Here is a 21,312-nt window from a genome sequence, read left to right as displayed (position 1 = left end):
TGGTAATTATCGATAATATGGACTAGTACGTCGAACGGAGTTTCACGAATCTGCCCTGAGAATTGCGATGGAAAAGTCGAATCTGGTTGACCTGGTGGTTTTGATTATCGATAATTTAGGCAACGCCCGCACGATGGCGTGATCCCATCAACCCCCCAGGAGACACCCATGCGTGCCTTGATTTCGTCGGCCCTGATCCTCATGGCGAGCTTCGGCGCGTCGCATGCGGCGGCACAGGAGAGTTCCGCCGCCGCGGCCATCGCGAAATATCCGAGCGGCCCCGTAACGCTCGTGGTTCCCTTCGCCTCCGGCGGCCCGACGGATGTGCTCGCGCGCATCGTCGCGCAGAAGCTGGGCGAGCGGCTCGGCAAGCCCTTCGTCGTCGTCAACAAGCCCGGTGCCGGCGGCAACACCGGCAGCGCCGGCGTGGCCATCGCGCCGCCCGACGGCTACACGCTGCTGCTGGGCACCGTCGCGACGCACGGCATCAACCCGTCCCTGTACAAGACCATGCCGTACGACCACCGCAAGGACTTCGTTGCCATCTCTCAGGTGAGCCTGGTGCCCAACGTGCTGGTCGTGAACAACGAGCTCCCGGTCAAGTCGGTTCCCGAGTTGATCGACTACCTGAAGAAGAACCAGGGCAAGGTCTTCTACGCGACGCCGGGCGCCGGGACCTCGATCCATCTGGCATCCGAGCTCTTCAAGATGATGAGCGCGACCGACATGACCCACGTCCCCTACAAGGGAAGCGGCCCCGCCATGGTCGACGTCATCGGGGGCCAGGTGCAGCTCATGTTCGACAACTCGGTGACGGCCTTGCCCCAGGCCCACGCCGGCAGAGTGCGTGCACTGGCCGTCTCGACGCCGATGCGACTCAAGAGCGCGCCCGAACTGCCGCCCATTGCCGACTACCTGCCGGGCTTTGCGGCCAGTGCCTGGCACGGTGTGTTCGCCCCGGCCGGCACGCCGCAACCCATCGTCGACAAGTTGTCCACGGCCTTGCGCGCCGTCATGAAGGACCCGGTCGTCATCGAAGCGCTCGCCAAGTCGGACATCGTGCCCGTCGGAAACACGCCAGCGGAATTCTCCGCGTTCATCGACGCAGAGACCGAGCGCTGGGCTGTGGTCGTCAAGAAACTCAATCTGAAAGCTGACTGAAATGAACTCGCCGCTGCGGCCGCCAGCCGTTCCCCTCATCACCATCGACCCCTACACCAGTTGCTGGTCCTTTGCCGACAATCTCTACGATCAATGGCCCAGGCACTGGACCGGCACGGAGCTCGCGCTGTGCGGCATGGTGCGTGTCGACGGCAAGCCCATGCGGTTCATGGGCGGGCCGGAAGTGCTTGCCGACAGCGTCAGGCAGCTGTCGCTCGAGGTTCGGCCGACGCAGACCGTCTACAGGTTCGAGGCCGGGCCCGTGGAGCTGGAGGTAGTCTTCCTGAGCCCACTCCTGCTGGACGATCTGGAACTGTTGTCGCGTCCTGCCAGTTATGTGCACCTGCGCACGCGCTCCCTCGACGGCGCTGCACATCGCGTCGATGTCTATCTCGACATGAGCTCGCAGTGGGCGGTGAACGTGCCCCATCAGAAGGTCGCTTGGCAGCAGACGGAGACGGACGCGCTGCGGGTCCTCGGCTTTCGCAGCGTCGAGCAAGCGATCCTGCAGAAGGCGGGCGACGATCTGCGCATCGACTGGGGCACGGCGCTCCTGGCCGTCCCGCGCGATGCAGAGGCACTCGTCGGCGACATCGACTACTGCCGCGCAGCATTCGTGGAACGCGGCGTTCTCAGCGACGAGCACCTGCTGCCCATGCCGAGAAAGTCGACCTACTGGGGCGAATCGGTGCTGGCGGTGAAGCTGGATCTGTCGTGCAGCGTGCAGCGTGAGGGCCAAGATGTCGTGCTGATCGGCTATGACGATGAGTACTCGGTGGAGTATTTCGGCGAGCCGCTGCGGGCCTGGTGGCGGCGCCATGCAGACGCCTCGCCGCAGTCCATGCTCGATGCCGCCTACGCGGACCGCAGCGCGGTGCACGAGCGTTGCGACACGTATGACGCCCATCTGCTGGCCGAGGCGGAACGCGTCGGCGGCGCCCAGTACGCCAGCCTCGTTGCGCTCGCCTACCGCCAGGCGATCAGTGCCTGCAAGCTGGTGGCGGCACCCGACGGCCGGCCCTTCTTCTTCTCCAAGGAGAACTTCAGCAACGCGTGCATGGGCACCGTCGACGTCAATTACAAATCGGCCCCGCTGTTCCTCTACGCGAACCCGGAGCTGATGAAAGGGATGCTCGACCCGATCTTCGACTATTGCCGAAGCGAACGATGGACCCACCCGTTTCCCGCACATGACCTGGGGTTGTATCCGAAGGCCAATGGCCAGGTCTACAAGAATTTCCACTTGCCGGAGCAGACCGGGCTCGCGCAGATGCCGGTGGAGGAGTGCGGCAACATGCTCACGCTCACGACCGCGGTGTGTCTGCGTGAAGGCCATGCCGAATACGCGGCAGCGCAATGGGATCAGTTGAGCCGATGGACCGACTATCTGGTCGAGCATGGCCTGGACCCGGAGGCCCAGCTGGTCACCGATGACTTCACCGGCATGATGGGACACAGCGTCAACCTCTCGGCGAAGTCGGTCGTCGCGATCGCCTGCTATGCCAGGCTCGCCGACATGCTGGGCAAGAAGGACGTCCGCGACAAATACCGTGCAATCGCCGAGGACTTCGCCGCACGCTGGCAGCGCATGGCCGACGACGGCGATCACTACCGGCTCGCTTTCGACAAGCCCGGCACCTGGAGCCAGAAATACAACCTTGCCTGGGACAGCGTCTTCGGACTCGAGCTCTTTCCGAAGGAAGTGATGCGCAAGGAGTTGGCCTTCTATGCGACCCAGCGCCTGGACTATGGAACCCCGCTCGACAGTCGCAGTCCTGCGGCCAAGCCCGAATGGGCGATCTGGGTCGCGACCATGGCGCAGTCCAAGGCCACCTTCAAGGAGTTCATCGCGCCGATCCATCGCTACGTCGACGAAACGCCCCATCGCGTACCGCTTGCGGACATCTATTTCGCGCACACCGGCAGGCGGCGGGCGAATCAGGCGCGCTCGGTGGTGGGCGGCTTCTTCATGAAGCTGTTGGCCGACCAGCTGGCCCAGTTCCGTGCCGACTGACCGTCGGCGCATTTTCCCCTGAGACACACCCATGCCCACCCCAAAATTCCCGTTCGAGCCCGATGACCCAAAGGACACCTCGGGCATGCGCAAGGGCCTGACCAGCTACGGCGACCAGGGCTTCTCGCTGTTCCTGCGCAAGGCCTTCATCAAGGGTGCGGGCTTCACCGATGCGGCGCTGGACCGGCCGGTGGTCGGCATCGCCAACACCGGCAGCGCCTACAACCCCTGCCACGGCAACGCGCCGCAGTTGATCGAAGCCGTGAAGCGTGGCGTCATGCTGGCCGGTGGCTTGCCGATGGACTTTCCGACGATCTCGATCCACGAGAGCTTCGCGGCGCCGACCAGCATGTACTTGCGCAACCTCATGTCCATGGACACCGAGGAGATGCTGCGTGCCCAGCCGATGGACGCCGTGGTGCTCATCGGCGGCTGCGACAAGACCGTGCCGGCGCAACTGATGGGCGCCGCTTCGGCCGGCATCCCGTCGATCCAGCTCATCACCGGGTCGATGCTGACCGGCAGCCACCGCGGCGAGCGCGTCGGTGCCTGCACCGATTGCCGGCGCTACTGGGCCAAGTTCCGCGCCGGAGACATCGAGGCGGAAGAAACCGTCGATGTGAACAACCAGCTGGTCGCCAGCGTCGGCACCTGCTCGGTGATGGGCACCGCCAGCACCATGGCCTGCGTTGCCGAGGCGCTGGGCATGACGATGCCGGGCGGTGCCTCTCCGCCCGCCGTGACGGCCGACCGCATCCGCATCGCGGAGCAGACGGGCGCCCAGGCGGTGCAGATGGCGCGCGACGGCCTGAGCATCGACAAGGTGCTGACGCCCGCGGCGTTCGAGAACGCGATGCGCGTGCTGCTCGCGATCGGCGGCTCGACCAACGGCATCGTCCACCTCGCGGCGATTGCCGGCCGCATGGGCCTCGAGATCGACCTCGCCGCGCTGGACTTGATGGGGCGCGAAACCCCGGTGCTCCTGGACCTGAAGCCCTCCGGGCAGCACTACATGGAGGATTTCCACAAGGCCGGCGGCATGGCGACACTGCTGCGCGAACTCAAGCCCCTGCTCAAGCTCGACGCACTGACCGTGACCGGCCGCACGCTCGGCGAAGAGATCGAACGCGCCGGCCCGGGGTTTCCGCAGGACGTGGTCCGGCCGGCCAGCAGGCCGATCTACCCGCAAGGTGCCATCGCGGTGCTGCGCGGCAACCTGGCCCCCGGCGGCGCCATCATCAAGCAATCGGCGGCAGATCCGAAGCTGATGGAGCACGAAGGCCGCGCGGTGGTCTTCGAGAACGTCGAGGACCTCGCCGAGCGGATCGACAGCGACGCGCTCGACGTCACGCCGGAGGACGTCCTGGTGCTCAAGAACATCGGCCCCAAGGGCGCCCCAGGCATGCCCGAGGCCGGCTACCTGCCGATCCCGCGCAAGCTGGCACGCGCCGGCGTCAAGGACATGGTGCGCATCTCCGATGGACGCATGAGCGGCACCGCCTTCGGCACCATCGTGCTGCACGTGACGCCCGAATCCGCCATCGGAGGTCCGCTGGCCCACGTGCGCAACGGCGATCGCATTCGATTGAGCGTGGCCAATCGCGAGATCGCGCTGCTGGTGTCCGACGAGGAACTGGCGCGCCGCGCGAAGGAGTCGCCGGTGGCGGCACCGACCGCCGAGCGCGGCTACCGCAAGCTCTTCCTGCAGTCCGTGACGCAGGCCGATCAGGGTGTGGATTTCGATTTCCTGCGCGCCCCGCACTCGCTCGGCAAGGTCCCCCGGTAGTGCTCCAAGAAAGAAGCTCATGACGACAAGACTGCGCGGCGTTCTGGCGCCGGTACTGACTCCCTTCGATCACCGACTCGAGCCCGACGTCGCGCGCTTCATCGCGCACTGCCGCTGGCTGGTCGACAACAAGGCTGGACTGGCCATCTTCGGCACCAACTCCGAAGCGGCTTCGGTCTCCGTGTCCGAGCGCCTGGCCCTGACGGACGCGTTGGTGGAGGCGGGCATTCCGCCCGCGAGGATGATGCCGGGCACCGGCGCCTGCGCGCTGCCCGACGCTGTCGCACTCTCTCGCCACGCCAGCAAGACAGGTGCCGCCGGGCTGTTGATCCTGCCGCCGTTCTTCCTCAAGGGCGTCTCCGATGATGGCGTGTTCGCGTACTACGCGGAGATCATCGAGCGCGTCGGCGCCGGCTGCGCGCCGATCTATCTGTATCACATCCCTCAGTTCACCTGCGTACCCATCACGCTCAGTCTGATCGAGCGGCTGCTCAAGCGCTTCCCGACGGTGATCGCGGGCGCCAAGGATTCCTCGGGCGACTGGGGCAATACCAAGGCCATGATCGACAACTTTGCGGCCGGGGGCTTCGACGTGTTCCCCGCCAGCGAATCGTTTCTCTCTGCGGCCATGCCGATCGGCGCAGCGGGCTGCATCAGCGCCACGGTGAACATGAACCCGGCGGGCATCCATCGCCTGTTCGAGGGCTGGAACAGCCATGAAGGCCCGGAATTGCAGGCCCGGGCCGATGCCGTCCGCAATGTGTTCCAGGGTGGCTACATGATTCCTGCGATGAAGCACGCAGTCGCCAGGTTTTCAGGCGATGCGCAATGGCGCCGGGTGCGCCCGCCGCTGGTCGAGCTGGATGAGGCGACCGGCCGCAAGGTCGAAGCAGAACTGGAGGCGATTGCGTTCGACATGCCGGGCTATCCGAGGGCCGTATCCAGCCATCGGCAACGCAGTCCCTGATTGGGCGTGTTCAGTTCTTCCTCGCGAGGGTCGCGATGGGCAGGACGAAGGTCAATGGATTGCTGCTGAGTGATGTGAAGGGGCACAAGGGGAAAGCGCGGCAGCTTCTTCGTCATCGTCTCGGAAAGATCCGTGAGTGGCACGCTGCCGGCAGCCAGCGTGTAGTACCCGGCGATGGCGCCTGATTGCGTATCGATGGCGACATAGCAGGCGCTCGTGCGGCGTCGCACGTCCTGTGACGCCTGCTCCCGCAAATACTTGTCGAGCGCCTCGTACCTGCAAGCGAACTCTGCGCGGTCATGCGCCGGCGCAAGCGCTTCGATACGGAAGCGCGCGCTCACCGGGATGGAGCGATCAGCTTCTTGTGGGCTTTCGCCGCGCGCGCCATCGCAGGCGGGAGCGCAGGCGGTGCAAGCAGCAACGAAGCGAAGCGTTGCTGCTCTTCCATCGACAGGCGGATGAACTGCGTCTGTTCGATCGTGCGACGCGCGGCTTCCTGCGCGGCCCCGACGAGGAAGTCGCTGACACTGCGTCCCTCGATCTCTGCGGCACGCCGGACGACAGCCAGTACGTCCGGTGAAATGCGCGCTTCGACACGCTCGGTTCGGGTGGTATTGGTCGACATTGGAAACTTTCCTTTGGATGAATGTACGGTGAATTGCCGTACAAGGTCGAGAGGGAAAGGCTTGTGCAAGAGTTCGCGCACGCATCACGGCAGGTTCTCCCTGAAGATCACCTGGCTGCGCGTGCTCTCCACTCCCGCCAGCGTCTCGCGCCCGTCGCGCAGGTTGGCGAAGATGCGTACGCAGTTCATCAGGGTCACCTGCGGGCTCTGGGTGATCACCGCGTCCATGCTGCCGTCGATCAGCAGGGAGCGGGTGTCGGGCGTCAGGCCGTGGCCGACGAAGACCACCTGGTGCTCGCGGCCCGCCTCCTTGAGCGCGCGCGCCACGCCATCGGAGGCGCCGCCGATGTTGTAGATGCCGGCCAGTTCCGGGTGCTGGTCGAGCAGGGCGCGGGTCTGGCGGTAGTTCTTCTGCGCGTCGTCCTGCCCCTCGCGCAGGCCCACCACCTGCAGGCGCGCGAACATCTCGTCGATCAGGTGCAGGAAGCCGGCCTCGCGCTCCTGATGCGCGCTGTAGCTGAGGCTGCCGGCGATGAGTGCGACCTTGGCGGCGCGCGGTCCGATGAAGCGGCCGATCAGGTAAGCGGCGGTGCGGCCCGCGGCGCGGTTGTCCAGCCCGATGTAGGCGGCACGCTTCGAATCCGCCAGGTCCGAGATCAGCGTAATCACCGGCACCCCGCGTGCCGCCAGCGCGCCCACCGCCTCGCGCACCGCCGGATGCTCGAGCGCCATCGCCGCGATGCCGTTGCAGCGCCGGCCGTGGCGCAGCAGCGCATCCGCCAGCGCCTTCGGGTCGAAGCTCTCGATGTACTCCGTGCGGCAGCGCACGTTGAAGGGCGCGAAGTGCTCCTGCGAATAGCCCACCATGTCGCCTAGCATGCGGATAAAGCGGTTGGTGCCGGCCGGCAGCAGGAAGACCAGTTGCAGCGGCGGCGGCGCCAGCGCGGCATAGAGATCGTTGCCCGGCAGGTAGTCCAGCTCGGCCGCGGCCTTGAGCACGTGCTGCACCGTGGCGTCGCGCACGCCGGGGCGCCGGTTGAGCACGCGGTCGACCGTCGCGGTCGAGACCTTCGCAGTGCGCGCGATGTCGATCACTCGGGCGCGGCGGTCGTCGGGCAGGGCGGGTGCAGCATGCGGCATACATCAAAAACCATCATCCAGCGATTTGACGCTGAGGGGTAGGTCTCCTATCGTTCAGAGGAAATTGAAGCCGATGATGCATCAAATCGCATCAGAACAGAAACCGGAGACACACATGCATTCGATGAGCCGCCGCCGCGTCCTGCGCAGCCTGTCCGCCCTTCCTGCCGCCGGCATCGCGAGTGCGCTGCCGCGTATCGCGCGGGCCGCCGAGTTCTCCTACAAGTACGGCAACAACCTGCCGCTGACTCATCCGCTCAACATCCGCGCGCAAGAAGCGGCCGACCGCATCGCGAAGGAAAGCAAGGGCCGCGTCGAGATCAAGATCTTCCCCAACAACCAACTCGGCGGCGACACCGACATGCTGGCCCAGGTGCGCTCGGGCGGCATCGAGTTCTTCACGCCCTCGGCGCTGGTGATCGCAACGCTGGTGCCGGTGGCGGCCATCAACGCGGTCGGCTTCGCGTTCTCGGACTACCAGCAGGTGTGGGGCGCGATGGACGGCAAGCTGGGCGCGCACGTGCGCGCCGCCATCGCGAAGTCGCGGCTCTACGCCTTCGAGAAGATGTGGGACAACGGCTTTCGCCAGACCACCAGCAGCAAGGCCTCCGTGGCCTCGGCGAAGGACATGGACGGGCTGAAGATCCGCGTGCCGGTGAGCCCGCTGTCCATCTCCATGTTCAAGGGCCTGGGCGCGGCGCCGGCCAGCCTGCAGTTCAGCGAGGTGTACTCGGCCCTGCAGACGAGGATCGTCGATGCGCAGGAGAACCCGCTGCCCATCATCCAGGTGGCCAAGCTCTACGAGGTGCAGAAGTTCTGCTCGCTCACCAACCACATCTGGGACGGCTACTGGTTCATTGCCAACGGCCGCGCCTGGGAGGCGCTGCCGGAAGACCTGAAGACCATCGTCGCGCGCGCCATCAACGAGGCCGGCCTGCAGCAGCGCGAGGACATCAAGAAGCTCAACGAGTCGGTGGTCGGCGACCTCGAGTCCAAGGGGCTCGCGATCAACCGGCCCGGCTCCGACAGCTTCCGCGCCAAGCTGCGCGACTCGGGCTTCTACGGCGAGTGGAAGGGCCGCTTCGGCACCGAGGCCTGGGCCCTGCTCGAAGGCACCGTCGGCAAGCTGGCCTGACGATGAGTGGACTGACGGCTTTGGACTCGGCGCCCCTGGGCCCGCCCTCGCAGGCGCTCGGCGGCTTCGCGCAGCGCGCCGACCGCTGGCTGGGCCTGGCGATCGAGAGTGCGGCGGCGCTGTTGGTGGCCGCCGAGATCTGCGTGCTGTTCGCGGGCGTCACCGCCCGCTACCTGTTCCATGCGCCGCTGGTGTGGTCCGACGAGCTGGCCTCCATCCTCTTCCTCTGGCTGTCGATGCTGGGCGCGGCCGTCGCGCTCCGGCGTGGCGAGCACATGCGCATGACGGCGCTGGTGCAGCGCGTCTCGCCGTCCACCCGCGCGCTGCTCGATGCGCTGGCGCTCGCGGCCTCGCTGGCCTTCCTGCTGCTGGTGGCCTGGCCGGCGCTCGAATACGCGCAGGAGGAAGCCTTCATCGTCACGCCGGCCCTGGAGATCAGCAACGCCTGGCGCGCGGCGGCCATCCCCACCGGCGTCGGGCTGATGATCGCGATGGTGCTGCTGCGCCTGCTGCGCAGCTGCAGCTGGGGCCAGATCGCCGTCGCCACGCTGGGCGTGGCCGCCCTGGCCGGCGTCTTCTGGCTGGCCGGGCCGCTGCTGGCGCCGCTCGGCAAGCTCAATCTCGTCATCTTCTTCGTGGGGGTAGTGGCGGCCACCGTGTTCGCCGGCGTGCCCATCGCCTTCTCTTTCGCGCTCGCCACCTTCGGCTACCTGGCGCTCACCACGCGCACGCCGATGCTGGTGATGGTGGGGCGGCTGGACGAGGGCATGTCGCACCTGATCTTGCTCGCGGTGCCGCTCTTCATCTTCCTCGGCGCGCTGATCGAGATGACCGGCATGGCGCGCGCGATGATCCGCTTCCTCGCCAGCCTGCTGGGCCATGTGCGGGGTGGGCTCTCGTACGTGCTGATCGGCGCGATGTACCTGGTGTCCGGCATCTCGGGTTCCAAGATCGCCGACATGGCTGCGATCGCTCCCGTGCTCTTCCCCGAGATGAAGAAGCGCGGCGCCAAGCCCGGCGACCTGGTGGCGCTGCTGTCGGCCACCGGCGCGCAGACCGAGACCATCCCGCCCTCGATCGTGCTGATCACCATCGGCTCGGTCACGGGCATTTCCATCGCGGCGCTCTTCGCCGGCGGTCTGCTGCCGGCGGTGGTGCTGGGCATCGCGCTGTGCGCGGTCGTGTGGTGGCGCTACCGGCACGAGGACCTGAGCGGCGTCGAGGTGCAGACCAAGCGGCAGATCGCCCGGCTGTTCGCCATCGCGCTGCCGGCGGTGCTGCTGCCCTTCGTGATCCGGGCCGCGGTGGTGGAGGGCGTGGCCACAGCGACCGAGGTCTCGACCATCGGCATCGTCTACTCGGCGCTGGTCGGGCTGCTGGTGTATCGGCAGTTCGACTGGGGGCGGCTGCGCCCGATGCTGGTGGAGACGGCCTCGCTGTCGGGCGCCATCATCTTCATCGTCGGCTGCGCCACCGCGATGGCCTGGGGCCTCACGCAGTCCGGCTTCTCGCAGGACCTGGCGCGATGGATGGCGGGCATCCCGGGCGGGGCTTGGGGCTTCCTCGCGGTGTCGGTCCTCGCCTTCATCGTGCTGGGCAGCGTGCTGGAGGGCATCCCTGCGATCGTGCTTTTCGGGCCGCTGCTCTTTCCCATCGCCCGGGCTGTCGGCGTGCACGAGGTGCACTACGCGATGGTGGTCATCTTCGCCATGGGCATCGGCCTGTTCGCGCCGCCCTTCGGCGTGGGCTACTACGGCGCCTGCGCGGTGAGCAAGGTCAACCCGGACGAGGGGCTGCGCCACATCGGGGGCTACATGCTGGCGCTCCTCGCCGGCCTTGTGCTGGTGGTCGCGATCCCCTGGATCTCGACCGGCTTCCTCAAGACCTGACATTTCCTACGGAGCTTTCTGCAATGAGTCGATTCCTCGGCGAGATCCGCCAGCTGGGCTACGTCGTGCCCGACATCGAGGCCGCCATGGACTACTGGAGCCGCACGCTGGGCGTGGGCCCGTGGTTCTACAACCCGCGCGTGCCCATCGAGAACTACCGCTACCGCGGCGAGGCCCATGCGCCGCACAACTCCGTGGCGCTCGCCAACTCCGGCTTCGTGCAGGTGGAACTGATCCAGACGCGCAACGACGTACCCTCGATGTACCGCGACTTCCTGCAAGCCGGCCGCACCGGCCTGCAGCACGTGGCCTACTGGACCGAGGACTACGACGCCGACCTGGAGCGCCTGCAGGGCCAGGGCTTCAAGCCGGTGATGAGCGGCGAGGTCGGCGTGCGCGGACGCTTCGTCTACTTCGACACCGAGTACCACCCGGGCACGGTGATCGAGCTGTCGGAGGTCGCCGGGCCCAAGGGCCGGATGTTCGATCTGATCCGCGACGCCGCGCGCGGCTGGGACGGCCGCGACCCGGTGCGCGCCTTCCCCGACCTGAGCCGGTTGTGAGCGCAGCCATGCCGCCCGACCGCCTGCGCGCGCGCTACCTCGTCGAGACGCCGCTCGATCCCGCTGCCGTGGCCGAGGTGATGGCCGGCGAGCAATCGAGCGGGACCTTCGTGCGGGTGGAGGGCGAGACCGATGCGCTGCGCGAGCGGGCGCGGGCGCGCGTCGAATCGATCGCCGAGCTGGCGCCCGCGCAGACCCCCTCGCTGCCCAATGCCTCGCTCGAGCGGAAGGGGAAAGGCGGGCCCTGGCGCCGCGCGCAGATCGAGATCTCCTTCCCTGTCGACAACATCGGCGCCAACCTGCCGACGCTGGCGGCGACGGTCGCAGGCAACCTGTACGACCTCGGCGAAGTGACCGGGCTGCGCCTCGAGTCGCTGCAACTCCCGGCGAGCTACCGGCGCCGTTTCGAGCTGCCGCGCGCCGGCATCGAGGGTACGCGCCTGGCGACCGGGGTGGCGCGCGGCGCGCTGGTGGGAACCATCATCAAGCCCAACGTCGGGTTGTCGGCCGAGGACACCGCCGCGCTGGTCGGCCGGCTCTGCGAGGCCGGCGTCGACTTCATCAAGGACGACGAGGTCTCGGCCGATCCCGCGCATGCGCCGCTGGCGCAGCGCGTGCTGGCGGTGATGGCGGTGGTGCGCGCGCACCGCGAGCGCACCGGCCGGCAGGTCATGGTCGCCTTCAACATCAGCGACGAGGCCGATGCCATGCGCCGCCATGCCGACCTGGTGGAGCGCGAGGGCGGCAGCTGCGTGATGGCCAGCCTCAACTGGTGCGGCTTCTCGGCCGTGCAGACGCTGCGTCGCCACACGCCGCTCGCGCTGCACGGCCACCGCAACGGCTTCGGCGCGCTGTCGCGCCATCCGCTGCTGGGCATTTCTTTCCAGGCCTACCAAACCCTGTGGCGGCTGGCCGGCGTGGACCACATGCACGTGCATGGCCTGCAAGGCAAGTTCGCGCAGGCCGACGAGGAGGTCGTGGCGTCCGCACGCGACTGCCTCGCGCCGCTGGCCGAGGGCGTGGACGACCGCGTGATGCCGGCCTTCTCTTCCGGCCAGTGGGCCGGCACCGTGCCCGCGACCTGGGCCGCGGTGGGCAGCGACGACCTGCTCTTCATGGCCGGCGGCGGCATCCTGGCGCATCCGGACGGCCCTGCCGCCGGCGTGGCCAGCATCCGCCAGGCCTGGGCTGCGGCGCGTGCGGGCATGACGCTGGAGGCGCATGCGCGCGAGGCGCCGGAGCTCGCGCGGGCCTTGTCCTTCTTCGGGCGGGCCTGAGCGTGGCGGCGCCGGCCATCCTCTACTACGCCGACGACTTCACGGGCGCCACCGATACGCTGGCCACCGCCACGCGCGCAGGCCTGCGCGCCCTGCTGTTCCTGAAGCAGCCCGATGCGGCACGCCTGGCAAGGGCGGGGCTGTTGGACTGCGTCGGCATCGCCGGGGCGGCGCGCGCGATGAACCCCGACGAGATGCGCGCCGAACTGCGACCCGTCGGCGAACTGTTCGAGACGCTGGGCGCACGCGTGCTGCACTACAAGACCTGCTCGACCTTCGACAGCGCACCGGAAGTCGGCAGCATCGGGGCGGCCGCGCGCCTGCTTCGCCGCGCCGTGGCGCAGCCCTGGGCCGCCATCGTCGGCGGCCAGCCCGCGCTCGGCCGCTATTGCCTGTTCGGCCATCTCTTCGCGTCCGCGGGCGCGGGCAGCGAGGTGCACCGCATCGACCGCCATCCGACCATGAGCCGGCATCCGGTGACACCCATGCACGAGTCCGACCTGCGACGGCATCTGGCACTGCAGGGCCTGGCCGAGGTACGGTCCCTGCCGTACACCGCCTACGGCACGCCGGGTGGGACGCACGATGCGCTTCAGGCGCTGGTCGACGAACGCCCGGACGCCGTGCTGTTCGATCTCGCGGACGACAGCCAGCTCGAAGCCCTCGGTGCCGCGCTCTGGCCACGCGCCTGCGAGAGGTCCCTGCTGGCCGTGGGGCCGAGCAGCGTCGTGCAGGCCGTCGCTACCCAACTCGCCATGCGTCCGCAGGCACCGGCAGCCGTGGCCCCGGCGCGCGGTCCGGTGCTCGTGCTGGCGGGCAGCCTGTCGCCGGTGACGGAGGGCCAAATGCGTGCCGCGCGCTCCTACGAGATCGTGTGGCTCGAGCCGCTGCAGCTGGTAGATGGCGCCGGCTGCGCCGCCGTCGCGCGACGGATCGCCGACCTGCTCTCGTCGGGACTCCCATGTCCTTGCCTGCACGCGGCGCCCGGACGCTGCCGACGACGCCGTGGAAGCGCGGGCGCTCGCACGGGCGGGTGGGGGCGCTGCTGGCCCAGGTGCTGGCTCTGGTGCCGCTCGCGCGCATCGGCGTCGCAGGCGGTGACACGTCCAGCCATGCGGTCCAGGCGCTGGATGCCTGGGGCCTGTCCTACCTGGCTGCGCTGGGGCCGGGAACTGCCTTGTGCCGGCTGCACAGCGATGCGCCGGCGCTGGACGGCATGGAGCTCATGCTCAAGGGCGGGCAGATGGGCGGCGAGGACGTGTTCGAGCGCCTGGTCCACGGCGCGGCCTGAGGCCTGCGCTCAGGCCGCCGCGCGCAGCAGGGCCCGCATCCAGTCCGCCATGCCATCCAGCAGCTGCGTCAACACCTCCTCGTCGCTGCGCCCGGACCGGCGCAGCACATGGAAGGCGTGGTCGGCCTCGGCGATCTCCATCAGCGCTGCCGACGCCCCCAGCTTCGAGACCACGCCCCGGATGCTGGCCAGGTCCGCCAGCTCGTCGCGCGTGCCCTGCACGAAGAGCATCGGCACTTGCACATCGGCAAGGTGGTCGGCGCGCCCGGTCGAGGGCGTTCCCGCCGGATGCAGCGGAAAGCCGATGAAGACCAGGCCCTTCACCCCCGGCAGCGGATCGAGCGCCTGCGCCTGCGAAGTCATCCGCCCACCGAAGGACTTGCCGCCCGCGAAGAGCGGCAGCGGCCCGAAGCGTTCGACCGCCTGCGCCACCGCCGCGCGCACGGCGGCATGGGCCACGGGCGGCGGATCGGGCCGCTTCTTGCCCTGCTCCATCGACGGGAACTGGAAGCGCAGCGTGGCGATGTCGCGCTCCGCCAGCCCTGCCGACACCGCGCTCATGAACGAATGCCCCATGCCCGCGCCCGCGCCGTGGGCGAAGACATAGCAGGCAACCGGGGTGGCCGGCGACTGCACCAGTCCCGAGACGGTGCCATGGCTGCCGACCTGGAAGTTGATTTGTTGCGTGTGGAGGCTCATGCTGGATTCCATCGGGCGGGCCCAGTGTGCGGCTTGTAGCGCCGAAACAGCCCGAATCAAGGGTTTTCCCGGGCGTTATATAGCAAGCCCCACATAGGCCGTATGGGCACGTCCGTATGCCTGGCGCCTCGCAAAGGAATACCTTCGCAAGGCACGATTCTTGAACGCAACGAAGACCGCCCCACGAGCATGAGCATGACCGACCACACCCAACCCATCCGCTTCTTCCACCGCGGCCGGATCGTCGACGTGAGCGGCGTCCATCCGACCCGCTCGGTGCTCGACTGGCTGCGCGAGGACGCGCGCTGCACCGGCACCAAGGAAGGCTGCAACGAAGGCGACTGCGGTGCGTGCACGGTGGTGATCGGCGAGCTCGCCGAGGCGGGCGAGAAGGAGGCGGTGGGCGGCCTGCGCCTCTCGACCGTCAACGCCTGCATCCAGTTCCTGCCCACGCTGCATGGCAAGGCGCTGTTCACGGTCGAGGACCTCAAGGCCCAGTGCACCCGCCAGCGCGACCGGGCGCCGCGCGACAAACAGACGGCGATACACCTGCATCCGGTGCAGCAGGCCCTGGTCGACTGCCACGGCTCGCAGTGCGGCTTCTGCACCCCGGGCTTCGTGATGTCGCTGTGGTCCACCTACGAGCATCACCAGGACGCGGGCACCCAGCCCACACGCCAGCAGCTGGCCGACGATCTCTCGGGCAACCTGTGCCGCTGCACCGGCTACCGTCCCATTCTCGATGCCGGGCAGCGCATGTTCGACCTGCCAGCCGTGCGGCTGGACACCGAGCCCGTGGTGGCCGCGCTGCAGAGCCTGAAGCACGAGCCCAGCTTCGACTACGCCGCGCCGCTGGGCCAGCGCATGGACCATTTCCACGCGCCCACGACGCTGGCCCAGCTCGCCGCGCTGCGCGAGGCCAAGCCGGCCGCGCAGCTGCTGTCGGGTTCCACCGACGTGGGCCTGTGGGTCAACAAGCAGTTCCGCGACCTGGGCGACATCGTCTACGTGGGCGACGTCGCCGAGATGAAGGTGGTGGAGGAGCGCGGCCAGGGTGGGAACGGCGAGCTCTACATCGGCGCCGGCGCTTCGCTCGAGAACGCCTTCCGCGCGCTGGCGGCGCGCGCGCCCAGCCTCACCGACGTCTGGCTGCGCTTCGCCTCGCCGCCGATCCGCAATGCCGGCACCATGGGCGGCAACGTGGCCAACGGCTCGCCCATCGGCGACTCGCCGCCGGTGCTGATGTCACTGGACGCCGAGATCGAACTGCGCCGTGGCGATCGCGTGCGCCGCATGCCGCTGCCCGATTTCTACGTCGACTACATGAAGAACAAGTTGGAGCCCGGCGAGTTCGTGCAGGGCTTGGCGGTGCCGCTGGCGGCAATGAAACGCCAGGTGCGGGCCTACAAGATCAGCAAGCGCTTCGACTGCGACATCTCGGCCCTGTGCGGCGGCTTCGCCATCGAGCTCGAAGGCGACATCGTCAAGGCCGTGCGCCTGGCTTACGGCGGCATGGCGGCGATCGTCAAGCGCGCGGCGCAGGCCGAGGCCGCGCTGCTCGGCAAGCCCTGGACCCAGGCGAGCGTCAACGCCGCCAAGCTCGCGCTGGCGCAGGACTTCAAGCCGCTGACCGACATGCGCGCCAGCGCCGACTACCGCCTGCTGGTGGCGCAGAACCTGCTGCAGCGCCTGTGGCTCGAAACGCGCGCCAAGGATCCATTGCCGGTGGAGGCCACCAGCGTCTGGAGCGTGATGCCCCACACCCTCGCCACCGCCGAAGGAGTCTGAACATGAACAAGCCCCTCGACCCCGCACTGCTGCAATCGGCCGAAGCCTTCGCCGACTACCTGAAGAACACTGCCGCGCGCATCGACGCGCGCGCCGAGGCCAAGGCGCACGACGGCGGCGCGCGCGTCGGCATCAGCCGCCCGCACGAATCGGCGCACCTGCACGTGGCCGGCGAGGCCACCTACATCGACGACATCCCCGAACTGGCGGGCACGCTGCACTGCGCGCTGGGCCTGTCGCCGGTGGCGAACGGCCGGCTCAAGAACATGAACCTGGAGGCGATCTGCGCCATGCCCGGCGTGGTGGCGGTGCTCACCGCGGCCGACATCCCGGGCAGCAACGACTGCGGCTCCATCGTTCACGACGACCCGATCCTCTGCAGCGGCGACATCCGCTACCTGGGCCAGCCCGTGTTCGCGGTGATCGCCGAGACGCGCGACGCCGCGCGCCGCGCCGCCGCCGGTGCCAAGGACGCGCTGGACATCGAGGCCGAGCCGCCGGTGATCACGCCGCAGCAGGCGCACGAGAAGGGCCAGTACGTGCTGCCGCCGATGCACCTGGTGCGCAGCACCCATGAGGGCGGCGCGCAGGCCGCCATCGCCAAGGCGCCGCACCGGCTCAAGGCCACGCTCGACGTCGGCGGCCAGGAGCAGTTCTACCTCGAGGGCCAGATCAGCTACGCGATCCCGAAGGAGGGCGGTGCGATGCACGTACACTGCTCGACCCAGCACCCGAGCGAGATGCAGCACCTGGTCGCGCACGCGCTCCACCTGCACGCTAACGAGGTGCAGGTCGAATGCCGGCGCATGGGCGGCGGCTTCGGCGGCAAGGAGTCGCAGTCGGGGCTCTTCGCCTGCGTGGCGGCGGTGGCGGCCAACAAGCTGAAGCGCCCGGTCAAGCTGCGGCTGGACCGTGACGACGACTTCCTCATCACCGGCCGGCGCCACTGCTTCTGGTACGAGTACGAGGTGGGCTTCGACGACGAGGGCCGCATCCTCGGCGCCGAGATCAGCATGGTCTCGCGCGCCGGCCACTCGGCCGACCTGTCGGGCCCGGTGATGACGCGGGCGCTGTGCCACTTCGACAACGCCTACTGGCTGCCCGACGTGGCGATGCACGGCTACTCCGGCCGCACCAACACGCAGAGCAACACCGCCTTCCGCGGCTTTGGCGGCCCGCAAGGCGCAATCGCGATCGAGAACATCCTCGACAGCGTGGCGCGCGAACTGAGGCGCGATCCGCTGGACGTGCGGCGCGTCAACTTCTACGGCAAGGGCGAGAGCAACGTCACGCCCTACGGCCAGGTCGTGTCCGACAACATCATCCATGAGCTGGTCTCCGAGCTGGAGGGCACCAGCGCCTACCGCGCGCGGCGCGAGGAGATCGCGGCCTTCAACACGGCGAGCCCGGTGCTCAAGCGCGGCATCGCGCTGGCACCGCTGAAGTTCGGCATTTCCTTCAACGTCAAGCACTTCAACCAGGCCGGCGCGCTGGTCCACGTCTACACCGACGGCTCGATCCTGGTGAACCACGGCGGGACCGAGATGGGGCAGGGCCTCAACACCAAGGTGGCGCAGGTGGTGGCGCACGAGCTGGGCGTGAGCTTCGAGACCGTGCGCGTCACGGCGACCGACACGCAGAAGGTGGCCAACACCTCGGCCACCGCCGCATCGACCGGCGCCGACCTCAACGGCAAGGCCGCGCAGGACGCGGCACGCCAGATCCGCGAGCGGCTGGCCGCCTGCGCTGCCGCGCGCCACGGCGGCAAGGCCGAAGAGGTGCGCTTCGCCAACGACCAGGTCGAGGTCGCCGGCCGCACGCTGTCCTTCAGCACCGTCGTCGGCGAGGCCTACCTCGACCGCGTGCAGCTCTGGTCCGACGGCTTCTACGCCACGCCGGGGCTCTCGTGGGACAAGGACAAGATGCATGGCCGCCCCTTCTTCTACTACGCCTACGGCGCCGCCGTGAGCGAGGTGATCGTCGACACGCTGACCGGCGAGTGGAAGCTGCTGCGCGCCGACATCCTGCACGACGCCGGCAAGTCGCTGAACCCGGCCGTGGACATCGGCCAGGTCGAGGGCGCCTTCATCCAGGGCATGGGCTGGCTCACCACCGAGGAGCTGGTGTGGCATCCGAAGACCGGCCTGCTCACCACCCACGCGCCCAGCACCTACAAGATCCCGACGGCCAACGACTGCCCGCCGGTCTTCAACGTGCGCCTGTTCGAGGGCCAGAACTTCGAGGACTCGATCCACCGCAGCAAGGCGGTCGGCGAGCCGCCGCTCTTGCTGCCCTTCTCGGTCTTCTTCGCAATCCGCGACGCGGTGTCGGCGGTGGGCGAGCATCGCGTGGACCCGCCGCTGACCGCGCCGGCCACCAGCGAATCCATCCTGCGCGCCGTGACGGCCGTGCAGTCGGCCGCGGCCTGAATCTGCCCAATGAACAAGGGGCCCGATGTGAATGCTGCGCTGTATAACTGCCCGCACGTTCCCATCACCCTGCGGGCAGCCCATGAGAGACCAAGCGCTTCTGGACAAGATCGACCTTCACCTCATCCGGGTGCTTCATACCGTGTTGACCGACCGCAGCGTCTCGCGCGCAGCCATCCGCCTGGGCATGTACCAGCCGGCCGTCTCGGCCGCGCTGAAGCGCCTGCGCGAGCTCTCGGGCGACCCGCTGCTGGTGCGCTCGGGCTCGGGCATGGTGCCCACGGATGCGGGGCTGCGCATGATCGACCCGGCCGCCAGCATCCTGCGCGCGGCGGAGATGCTGTTCTCGGATGCGCGCGGCTTCGATCCGCAGACCGCGCAGACCACCTTCCGCATCGCCGCCTCGGACTACCTCGACCCGCTCTTCCTGCCCATGCTGGTCGCGCAGGTCAAGGCGCAAGCGCCGCTGTGCGGCATCGAGATCCATGCGCTGTCGTCCGACTCGGACTACCACGCGCACCTGTCGCTCGGCCAGGTCGACCTGGTGATCGGCAACTGGCTCAAGCCGCCGGAAGACCTGCACATGGCGCGGCTCTTCGGCGACGAGATCGTCTGCCTGGTCAACCAGGACCATCCGGCGGTGCGCCGCGGCTGGGACCTGGACAGCTGGCTCTCGGCCGAGCACGTGGCGCCGACGGCGCTGCATCCGGGCGCGCGCGGCATCATCGACCAGATGCTCGACGAGCAGGGCCGGCAGCGCAACATCACGGCGCGCTGCGCGCACTTCGGGTTGATCCCGGACATGGTGGCCTCCAGCCTGCTGGTGCTCACCACCGGGCGGCAGTACTGCGAGCGCTTCCTCGACCGCTTGCCGGTCACGATCCTCCCGTGCCCGATCGCGCTGCCGCGCCTCATGTACTACCAGCTGTGGCATGAGCGCACCCATTCCTCCAGCTCCGCGCGCTGGCTGCGCGAGCGGACCAAATCGGTCGCGGCCTCGCTGAGGCCCGCCGCTTCTTCGACCGGCTCCGGATAGCCGGCCTTCACAACTCGCGCCCGGCGTCGCGACATCTGCCAACGCCATTCCACAAGAGAGACGGAGACAACGCGATGAACCGCACACAACAGATGCTCGATGTCAGCGAGCACGACACCAGCTCTGCACCCCCGGCCACCGGCTGGGCCGAGCGGATGTTCAAGCTCAGGGAACACAACACCACGGTTCGCACCGAAATCGTGGCTGGCCTCACCACCTTCCTGACGATGGCCTACATCATCTTCGTCAACCCGTCGATCCTGGGCGACGCGGGCATGCCGAAGGACGCCGTGTTCGTCGCCACCTGCCTGATCGCGGCGCTGGGCACGGGGATCATGGCCTTCTACGCCAACTACCCGATCGCGCTGGCGCCGGGCATGGGGCTCAACGCCTATTTCGCCTACGTGGTGGTGCTGCAGATGGGCTTCACCTGGCAGGCGGCGCTGGGCGCGGTCTTCGTCTCGGGCTGCCTGTTCCTGCTGGTCACGGTGTTCCGGCTGCGGGAGCTGATCATCCGCGGCATCCCGCAGTCCATACGGCTGGCGATCACGGTGGGCATCGGCCTGTTCCTGGCGATCATCGCGCTCAAGAGCGCCGGCATCGTCGCGCCCTCCAAGGCCACCTACATCACGCTCGGCGACCTGCACACGCCGCAGGTGGTGCTGGCGACGCTGGGCTTCTTCACCATCGTGGTGCTCGACCGGCTGAAGGTGCCCGGCGCGATCCTGATCGGCATCCTCGGCGTGACGGTGCTGTCCTTCTTCTTCGGCGGCAACACCTTCCACGGCGTGTTCTCGGCACCGCCTTCGATCGCGCCCACCTTCCTGCAGCTTGACATCAAGTCGGCGCTGTCGGGCGGCATCCTGAACGTGATCCTGGTGTTCTTCCTGGTCGAGCTGTTCGACGCCACCGGCACCCTGATGGGCGTGGCGCGCCGCGCCGGCCTGCTGGTGCCGGGCAAGATGGACCGGCTCAACAAGTCGCTCCTGGCCGACAGCGGCGCGATCTTCGCGGGCTCGCTGCTGGGCACCTCCAGCACCACGGCCTACGTGGAGAGCGCAGCCGGCGTGCAAGCCGGCGGCCGCACCGGCCTGACCGCGCTCACGGTGGCGGTGTTGTTCCTGGCCGCGCTGGCGATCTCGCCGCTGGCCGGCGCCGTGCCGGCATACGCCACCGCCCCCGCGCTCTTCTTCGTGGCCTGTTTGATGCTTAGGGATATCACCGAGCTCGATTGGGACGACACGACCGAGGTGATCCCGGCCGCGGTCACTGCGCTCGCCATGCCCTTCACCTACTCGATCGCCAACGGCCTGGCCTTCGGCTTCATCACCTATGCGGTCCTGAAGCTGTTCACCGGCCGCGCGAGGCAGGTGCACTGGATGGTGTGGCTGATCGGCGGGGTTTTCCTCTTCAAGTTCATCTACATCGGCGGACACTGACGGCAGAAAATAATGCGATCGCCCTGGGCCAGACGCCGGGGCGGTTGAGGGCGATTCGATAACCCACAGGCCA

At 68.3% G+C, this 21,312-nt stretch carries 16 protein-coding genes and 1 pseudogene; 13 read left to right on the top strand and 4 right to left on the bottom strand.

The window, feature by feature from the left end:
- Positions 1-168: 168 nt before the first annotated feature.
- From GXN78_RS22120 to GXN78_RS22105, 4 genes are read left to right on the top strand one after another with little or no spacing between them, the layout of a single operon-like run.
- Positions 169-1,161: a tripartite tricarboxylate transporter substrate binding protein gene (locus GXN78_RS22120; protein WP_106555750.1), complete on the top strand. Its 993-nt coding sequence runs from the start codon at positions 169-171 to the stop codon at positions 1,159-1,161.
- A gap of 1 nt (position 1,162) precedes the next feature.
- Positions 1,163-3,175, top strand: coding sequence for a DUF4965 domain-containing protein (locus GXN78_RS22115; protein WP_106555749.1), 2,013 nt, complete (start codon positions 1,163-1,165; stop codon positions 3,173-3,175).
- Positions 3,176-3,206: 31 nt separating this feature from the next.
- On the top strand, positions 3,207-4,961 hold the full coding sequence (locus tag GXN78_RS22110) for an IlvD/Edd family dehydratase (RefSeq protein ID WP_106555748.1): 1,755 nt from the start codon (positions 3,207-3,209) through the stop codon (positions 4,959-4,961).
- 19 nt (positions 4,962-4,980) lie between these two features.
- Positions 4,981-5,928 carry a dihydrodipicolinate synthase family protein gene (locus GXN78_RS22105; RefSeq protein WP_106555747.1) on the top strand — a complete coding sequence of 316 codons (948 nt, stop codon included), beginning with the start codon at positions 4,981-4,983 and terminating at the stop codon, positions 5,926-5,928.
- Here the strand turns inward: GXN78_RS22105 and GXN78_RS22100 are convergent.
- From GXN78_RS22100 to GXN78_RS22090, 3 genes are all read right to left on the bottom strand, one after another.
- Complete coding sequence (locus tag GXN78_RS22100) at positions 5,886-6,269, bottom strand: hypothetical protein (protein ID WP_106555746.1); 384 nt, start codon at positions 6,267-6,269, stop codon at positions 5,886-5,888. The genes GXN78_RS22105 and GXN78_RS22100 overlap by 43 nt on opposite strands.
- Positions 6,266-6,553: a DUF1778 domain-containing protein gene (locus GXN78_RS22095; protein ID WP_106555745.1), complete on the bottom strand. Its 288-nt coding sequence runs from the start codon at positions 6,551-6,553 to the stop codon at positions 6,266-6,268. The genes GXN78_RS22100 and GXN78_RS22095 overlap by 4 nt, the downstream gene beginning before the upstream one ends.
- Before the next feature lie 84 nt (positions 6,554-6,637).
- A complete protein-coding gene (locus tag GXN78_RS22090; RefSeq protein WP_106555744.1) occupies positions 6,638-7,693 on the bottom strand; it encodes a LacI family DNA-binding transcriptional regulator in 1,056 nt (351 codons plus the stop codon).
- Positions 7,694-7,808: 115 nt separating this feature from the next.
- Here GXN78_RS22090 and GXN78_RS22085 point away from each other — a divergent pair, with 115 nt between their 5' ends.
- The 5 genes and pseudogenes from GXN78_RS22085 (at position 7,809) to GXN78_RS22065 (ending at position 13,848) form a co-directional block, all read left to right on the top strand.
- Positions 7,809-8,828: a TRAP transporter substrate-binding protein gene (locus GXN78_RS22085; protein WP_106555743.1), complete on the top strand. Its 1,020-nt coding sequence runs from the start codon at positions 7,809-7,811 to the stop codon at positions 8,826-8,828.
- 2 nt (positions 8,829-8,830) lie between these two features.
- Positions 8,831-10,717, top strand: coding sequence for a TRAP transporter large permease subunit (locus GXN78_RS22080; protein ID WP_106555742.1), 1,887 nt, complete (start codon positions 8,831-8,833; stop codon positions 10,715-10,717).
- Between the two features lie 23 nt (positions 10,718-10,740).
- Positions 10,741-11,280 (top strand): VOC family protein, encoded by a 540-nt coding sequence (locus tag GXN78_RS22075; protein WP_106555741.1) that lies wholly within the window; start codon positions 10,741-10,743, stop codon positions 11,278-11,280.
- 8 nt (positions 11,281-11,288) lie between these two features.
- Positions 11,289-12,557, top strand: coding sequence for a ribulose-bisphosphate carboxylase large subunit family protein (locus tag GXN78_RS22070; RefSeq protein WP_106555782.1), 1,269 nt, complete (start codon positions 11,289-11,291; stop codon positions 12,555-12,557).
- A gap of 2 nt (positions 12,558-12,559) precedes the next feature.
- Positions 12,560-13,848 (top strand): annotated as a pseudogene (locus tag GXN78_RS22065) (four-carbon acid sugar kinase family protein).
- Between the two features lie 9 nt (positions 13,849-13,857).
- Here GXN78_RS22065 and GXN78_RS22060 read toward each other — a convergent pair.
- The gene (locus GXN78_RS22060; RefSeq protein WP_106555740.1) at positions 13,858-14,547 is read right to left on the bottom strand and encodes an alpha/beta fold hydrolase; all 690 of its coding nucleotides are present in this window, start codon (positions 14,545-14,547) and stop codon (positions 13,858-13,860) included.
- 189 nt (positions 14,548-14,736) lie between these two features.
- Here GXN78_RS22060 and xdhA point away from each other — a divergent pair, with 189 nt between their 5' ends.
- The 4 genes from xdhA (at position 14,737) to GXN78_RS22040 (ending at position 21,239) form a co-directional block, all read left to right on the top strand.
- Positions 14,737-16,335 carry a xanthine dehydrogenase small subunit gene (xdhA, locus tag GXN78_RS22055; RefSeq protein ID WP_106555739.1) on the top strand — a complete coding sequence of 533 codons (1,599 nt, stop codon included), beginning with the start codon at positions 14,737-14,739 and terminating at the stop codon, positions 16,333-16,335.
- A 2-nt stretch (positions 16,336-16,337) separates the two neighbouring features.
- On the top strand, positions 16,338-18,764 hold the full coding sequence (xdhB, locus tag GXN78_RS22050; RefSeq protein ID WP_106555738.1) for a xanthine dehydrogenase molybdopterin binding subunit: 2,427 nt from the start codon (positions 16,338-16,340) through the stop codon (positions 18,762-18,764).
- Between the two features lie 82 nt (positions 18,765-18,846).
- The gene (locus tag GXN78_RS22045; protein ID WP_106555737.1) at positions 18,847-19,800 is read left to right on the top strand and encodes a LysR family transcriptional regulator; all 954 of its coding nucleotides are present in this window, start codon (positions 18,847-18,849) and stop codon (positions 19,798-19,800) included.
- Positions 19,801-19,892: 92 nt separating this feature from the next.
- Positions 19,893-21,239, top strand: coding sequence for an NCS2 family permease (locus GXN78_RS22040; protein ID WP_239142917.1), 1,347 nt, complete (start codon positions 19,893-19,895; stop codon positions 21,237-21,239).
- Positions 21,240-21,312: the final 73 nt, after the last annotated feature.

The sequence above is a fragment of the Variovorax sp. WS11 genome, assembly GCF_010499245.1.
Taxonomy (GTDB): domain Bacteria; phylum Pseudomonadota; class Gammaproteobacteria; order Burkholderiales; family Burkholderiaceae_C; genus Variovorax.
The sequence above is the reverse complement of the archived record's forward strand: the minus strand, read 5'-3'. Positions and strand labels throughout refer to the sequence as shown.

Bases quoted from the DNA above. Each gene is read 5' to 3' on its own strand.
- GXN78_RS22105 (WP_106555747.1), top strand. From the start codon at position 4,981: ATGACGACAAGACTGCGCGGCGTTCTGGCGCCGGTACTGACTCCCTTC.
- GXN78_RS22070 (WP_106555782.1), top strand. From the start codon at position 11,289: ATGCCGCCCGACCGCCTGCGCGCGCGCTACCTCGTCGAGACGCCGCTC.
- xdhA (WP_106555739.1), top strand. From the start codon at position 14,737: ATGAGCATGACCGACCACACCCAACCCATCCGCTTCTTCCACCGCGGC.
- GXN78_RS22075 (WP_106555741.1), top strand. From the start codon at position 10,741: ATGAGTCGATTCCTCGGCGAGATCCGCCAGCTGGGCTACGTCGTGCCC.
- GXN78_RS22110 (WP_106555748.1), top strand. From the start codon at position 3,207: ATGCCCACCCCAAAATTCCCGTTCGAGCCCGATGACCCAAAGGACACC.
- xdhB (WP_106555738.1), top strand. From the start codon at position 16,338: ATGAACAAGCCCCTCGACCCCGCACTGCTGCAATCGGCCGAAGCCTTC.
- GXN78_RS22045 (WP_106555737.1), top strand. From the start codon at position 18,847: ATGAGAGACCAAGCGCTTCTGGACAAGATCGACCTTCACCTCATCCGG.
- GXN78_RS22085 (WP_106555743.1), top strand. From the start codon at position 7,809: ATGCATTCGATGAGCCGCCGCCGCGTCCTGCGCAGCCTGTCCGCCCTT.
- GXN78_RS22080 (WP_106555742.1), top strand. From the start codon at position 8,831: ATGAGTGGACTGACGGCTTTGGACTCGGCGCCCCTGGGCCCGCCCTCG.
- GXN78_RS22040 (WP_239142917.1), top strand. From the start codon at position 19,893: ATGCTCGATGTCAGCGAGCACGACACCAGCTCTGCACCCCCGGCCACC.
- GXN78_RS22120 (WP_106555750.1), top strand. From the start codon at position 169: ATGCGTGCCTTGATTTCGTCGGCCCTGATCCTCATGGCGAGCTTCGGC.
- GXN78_RS22060 (WP_106555740.1), bottom strand. From the start codon at position 14,547: ATGAGCCTCCACACGCAACAAATCAACTTCCAGGTCGGCAGCCATGGC.
- GXN78_RS22090 (WP_106555744.1), bottom strand. From the start codon at position 7,693: ATGCCGCATGCTGCACCCGCCCTGCCCGACGACCGCCGCGCCCGAGTG.
- GXN78_RS22115 (WP_106555749.1), top strand. From the start codon at position 1,163: ATGAACTCGCCGCTGCGGCCGCCAGCCGTTCCCCTCATCACCATCGAC.
- GXN78_RS22095 (WP_106555745.1), bottom strand. From the start codon at position 6,553: ATGTCGACCAATACCACCCGAACCGAGCGTGTCGAAGCGCGCATTTCA.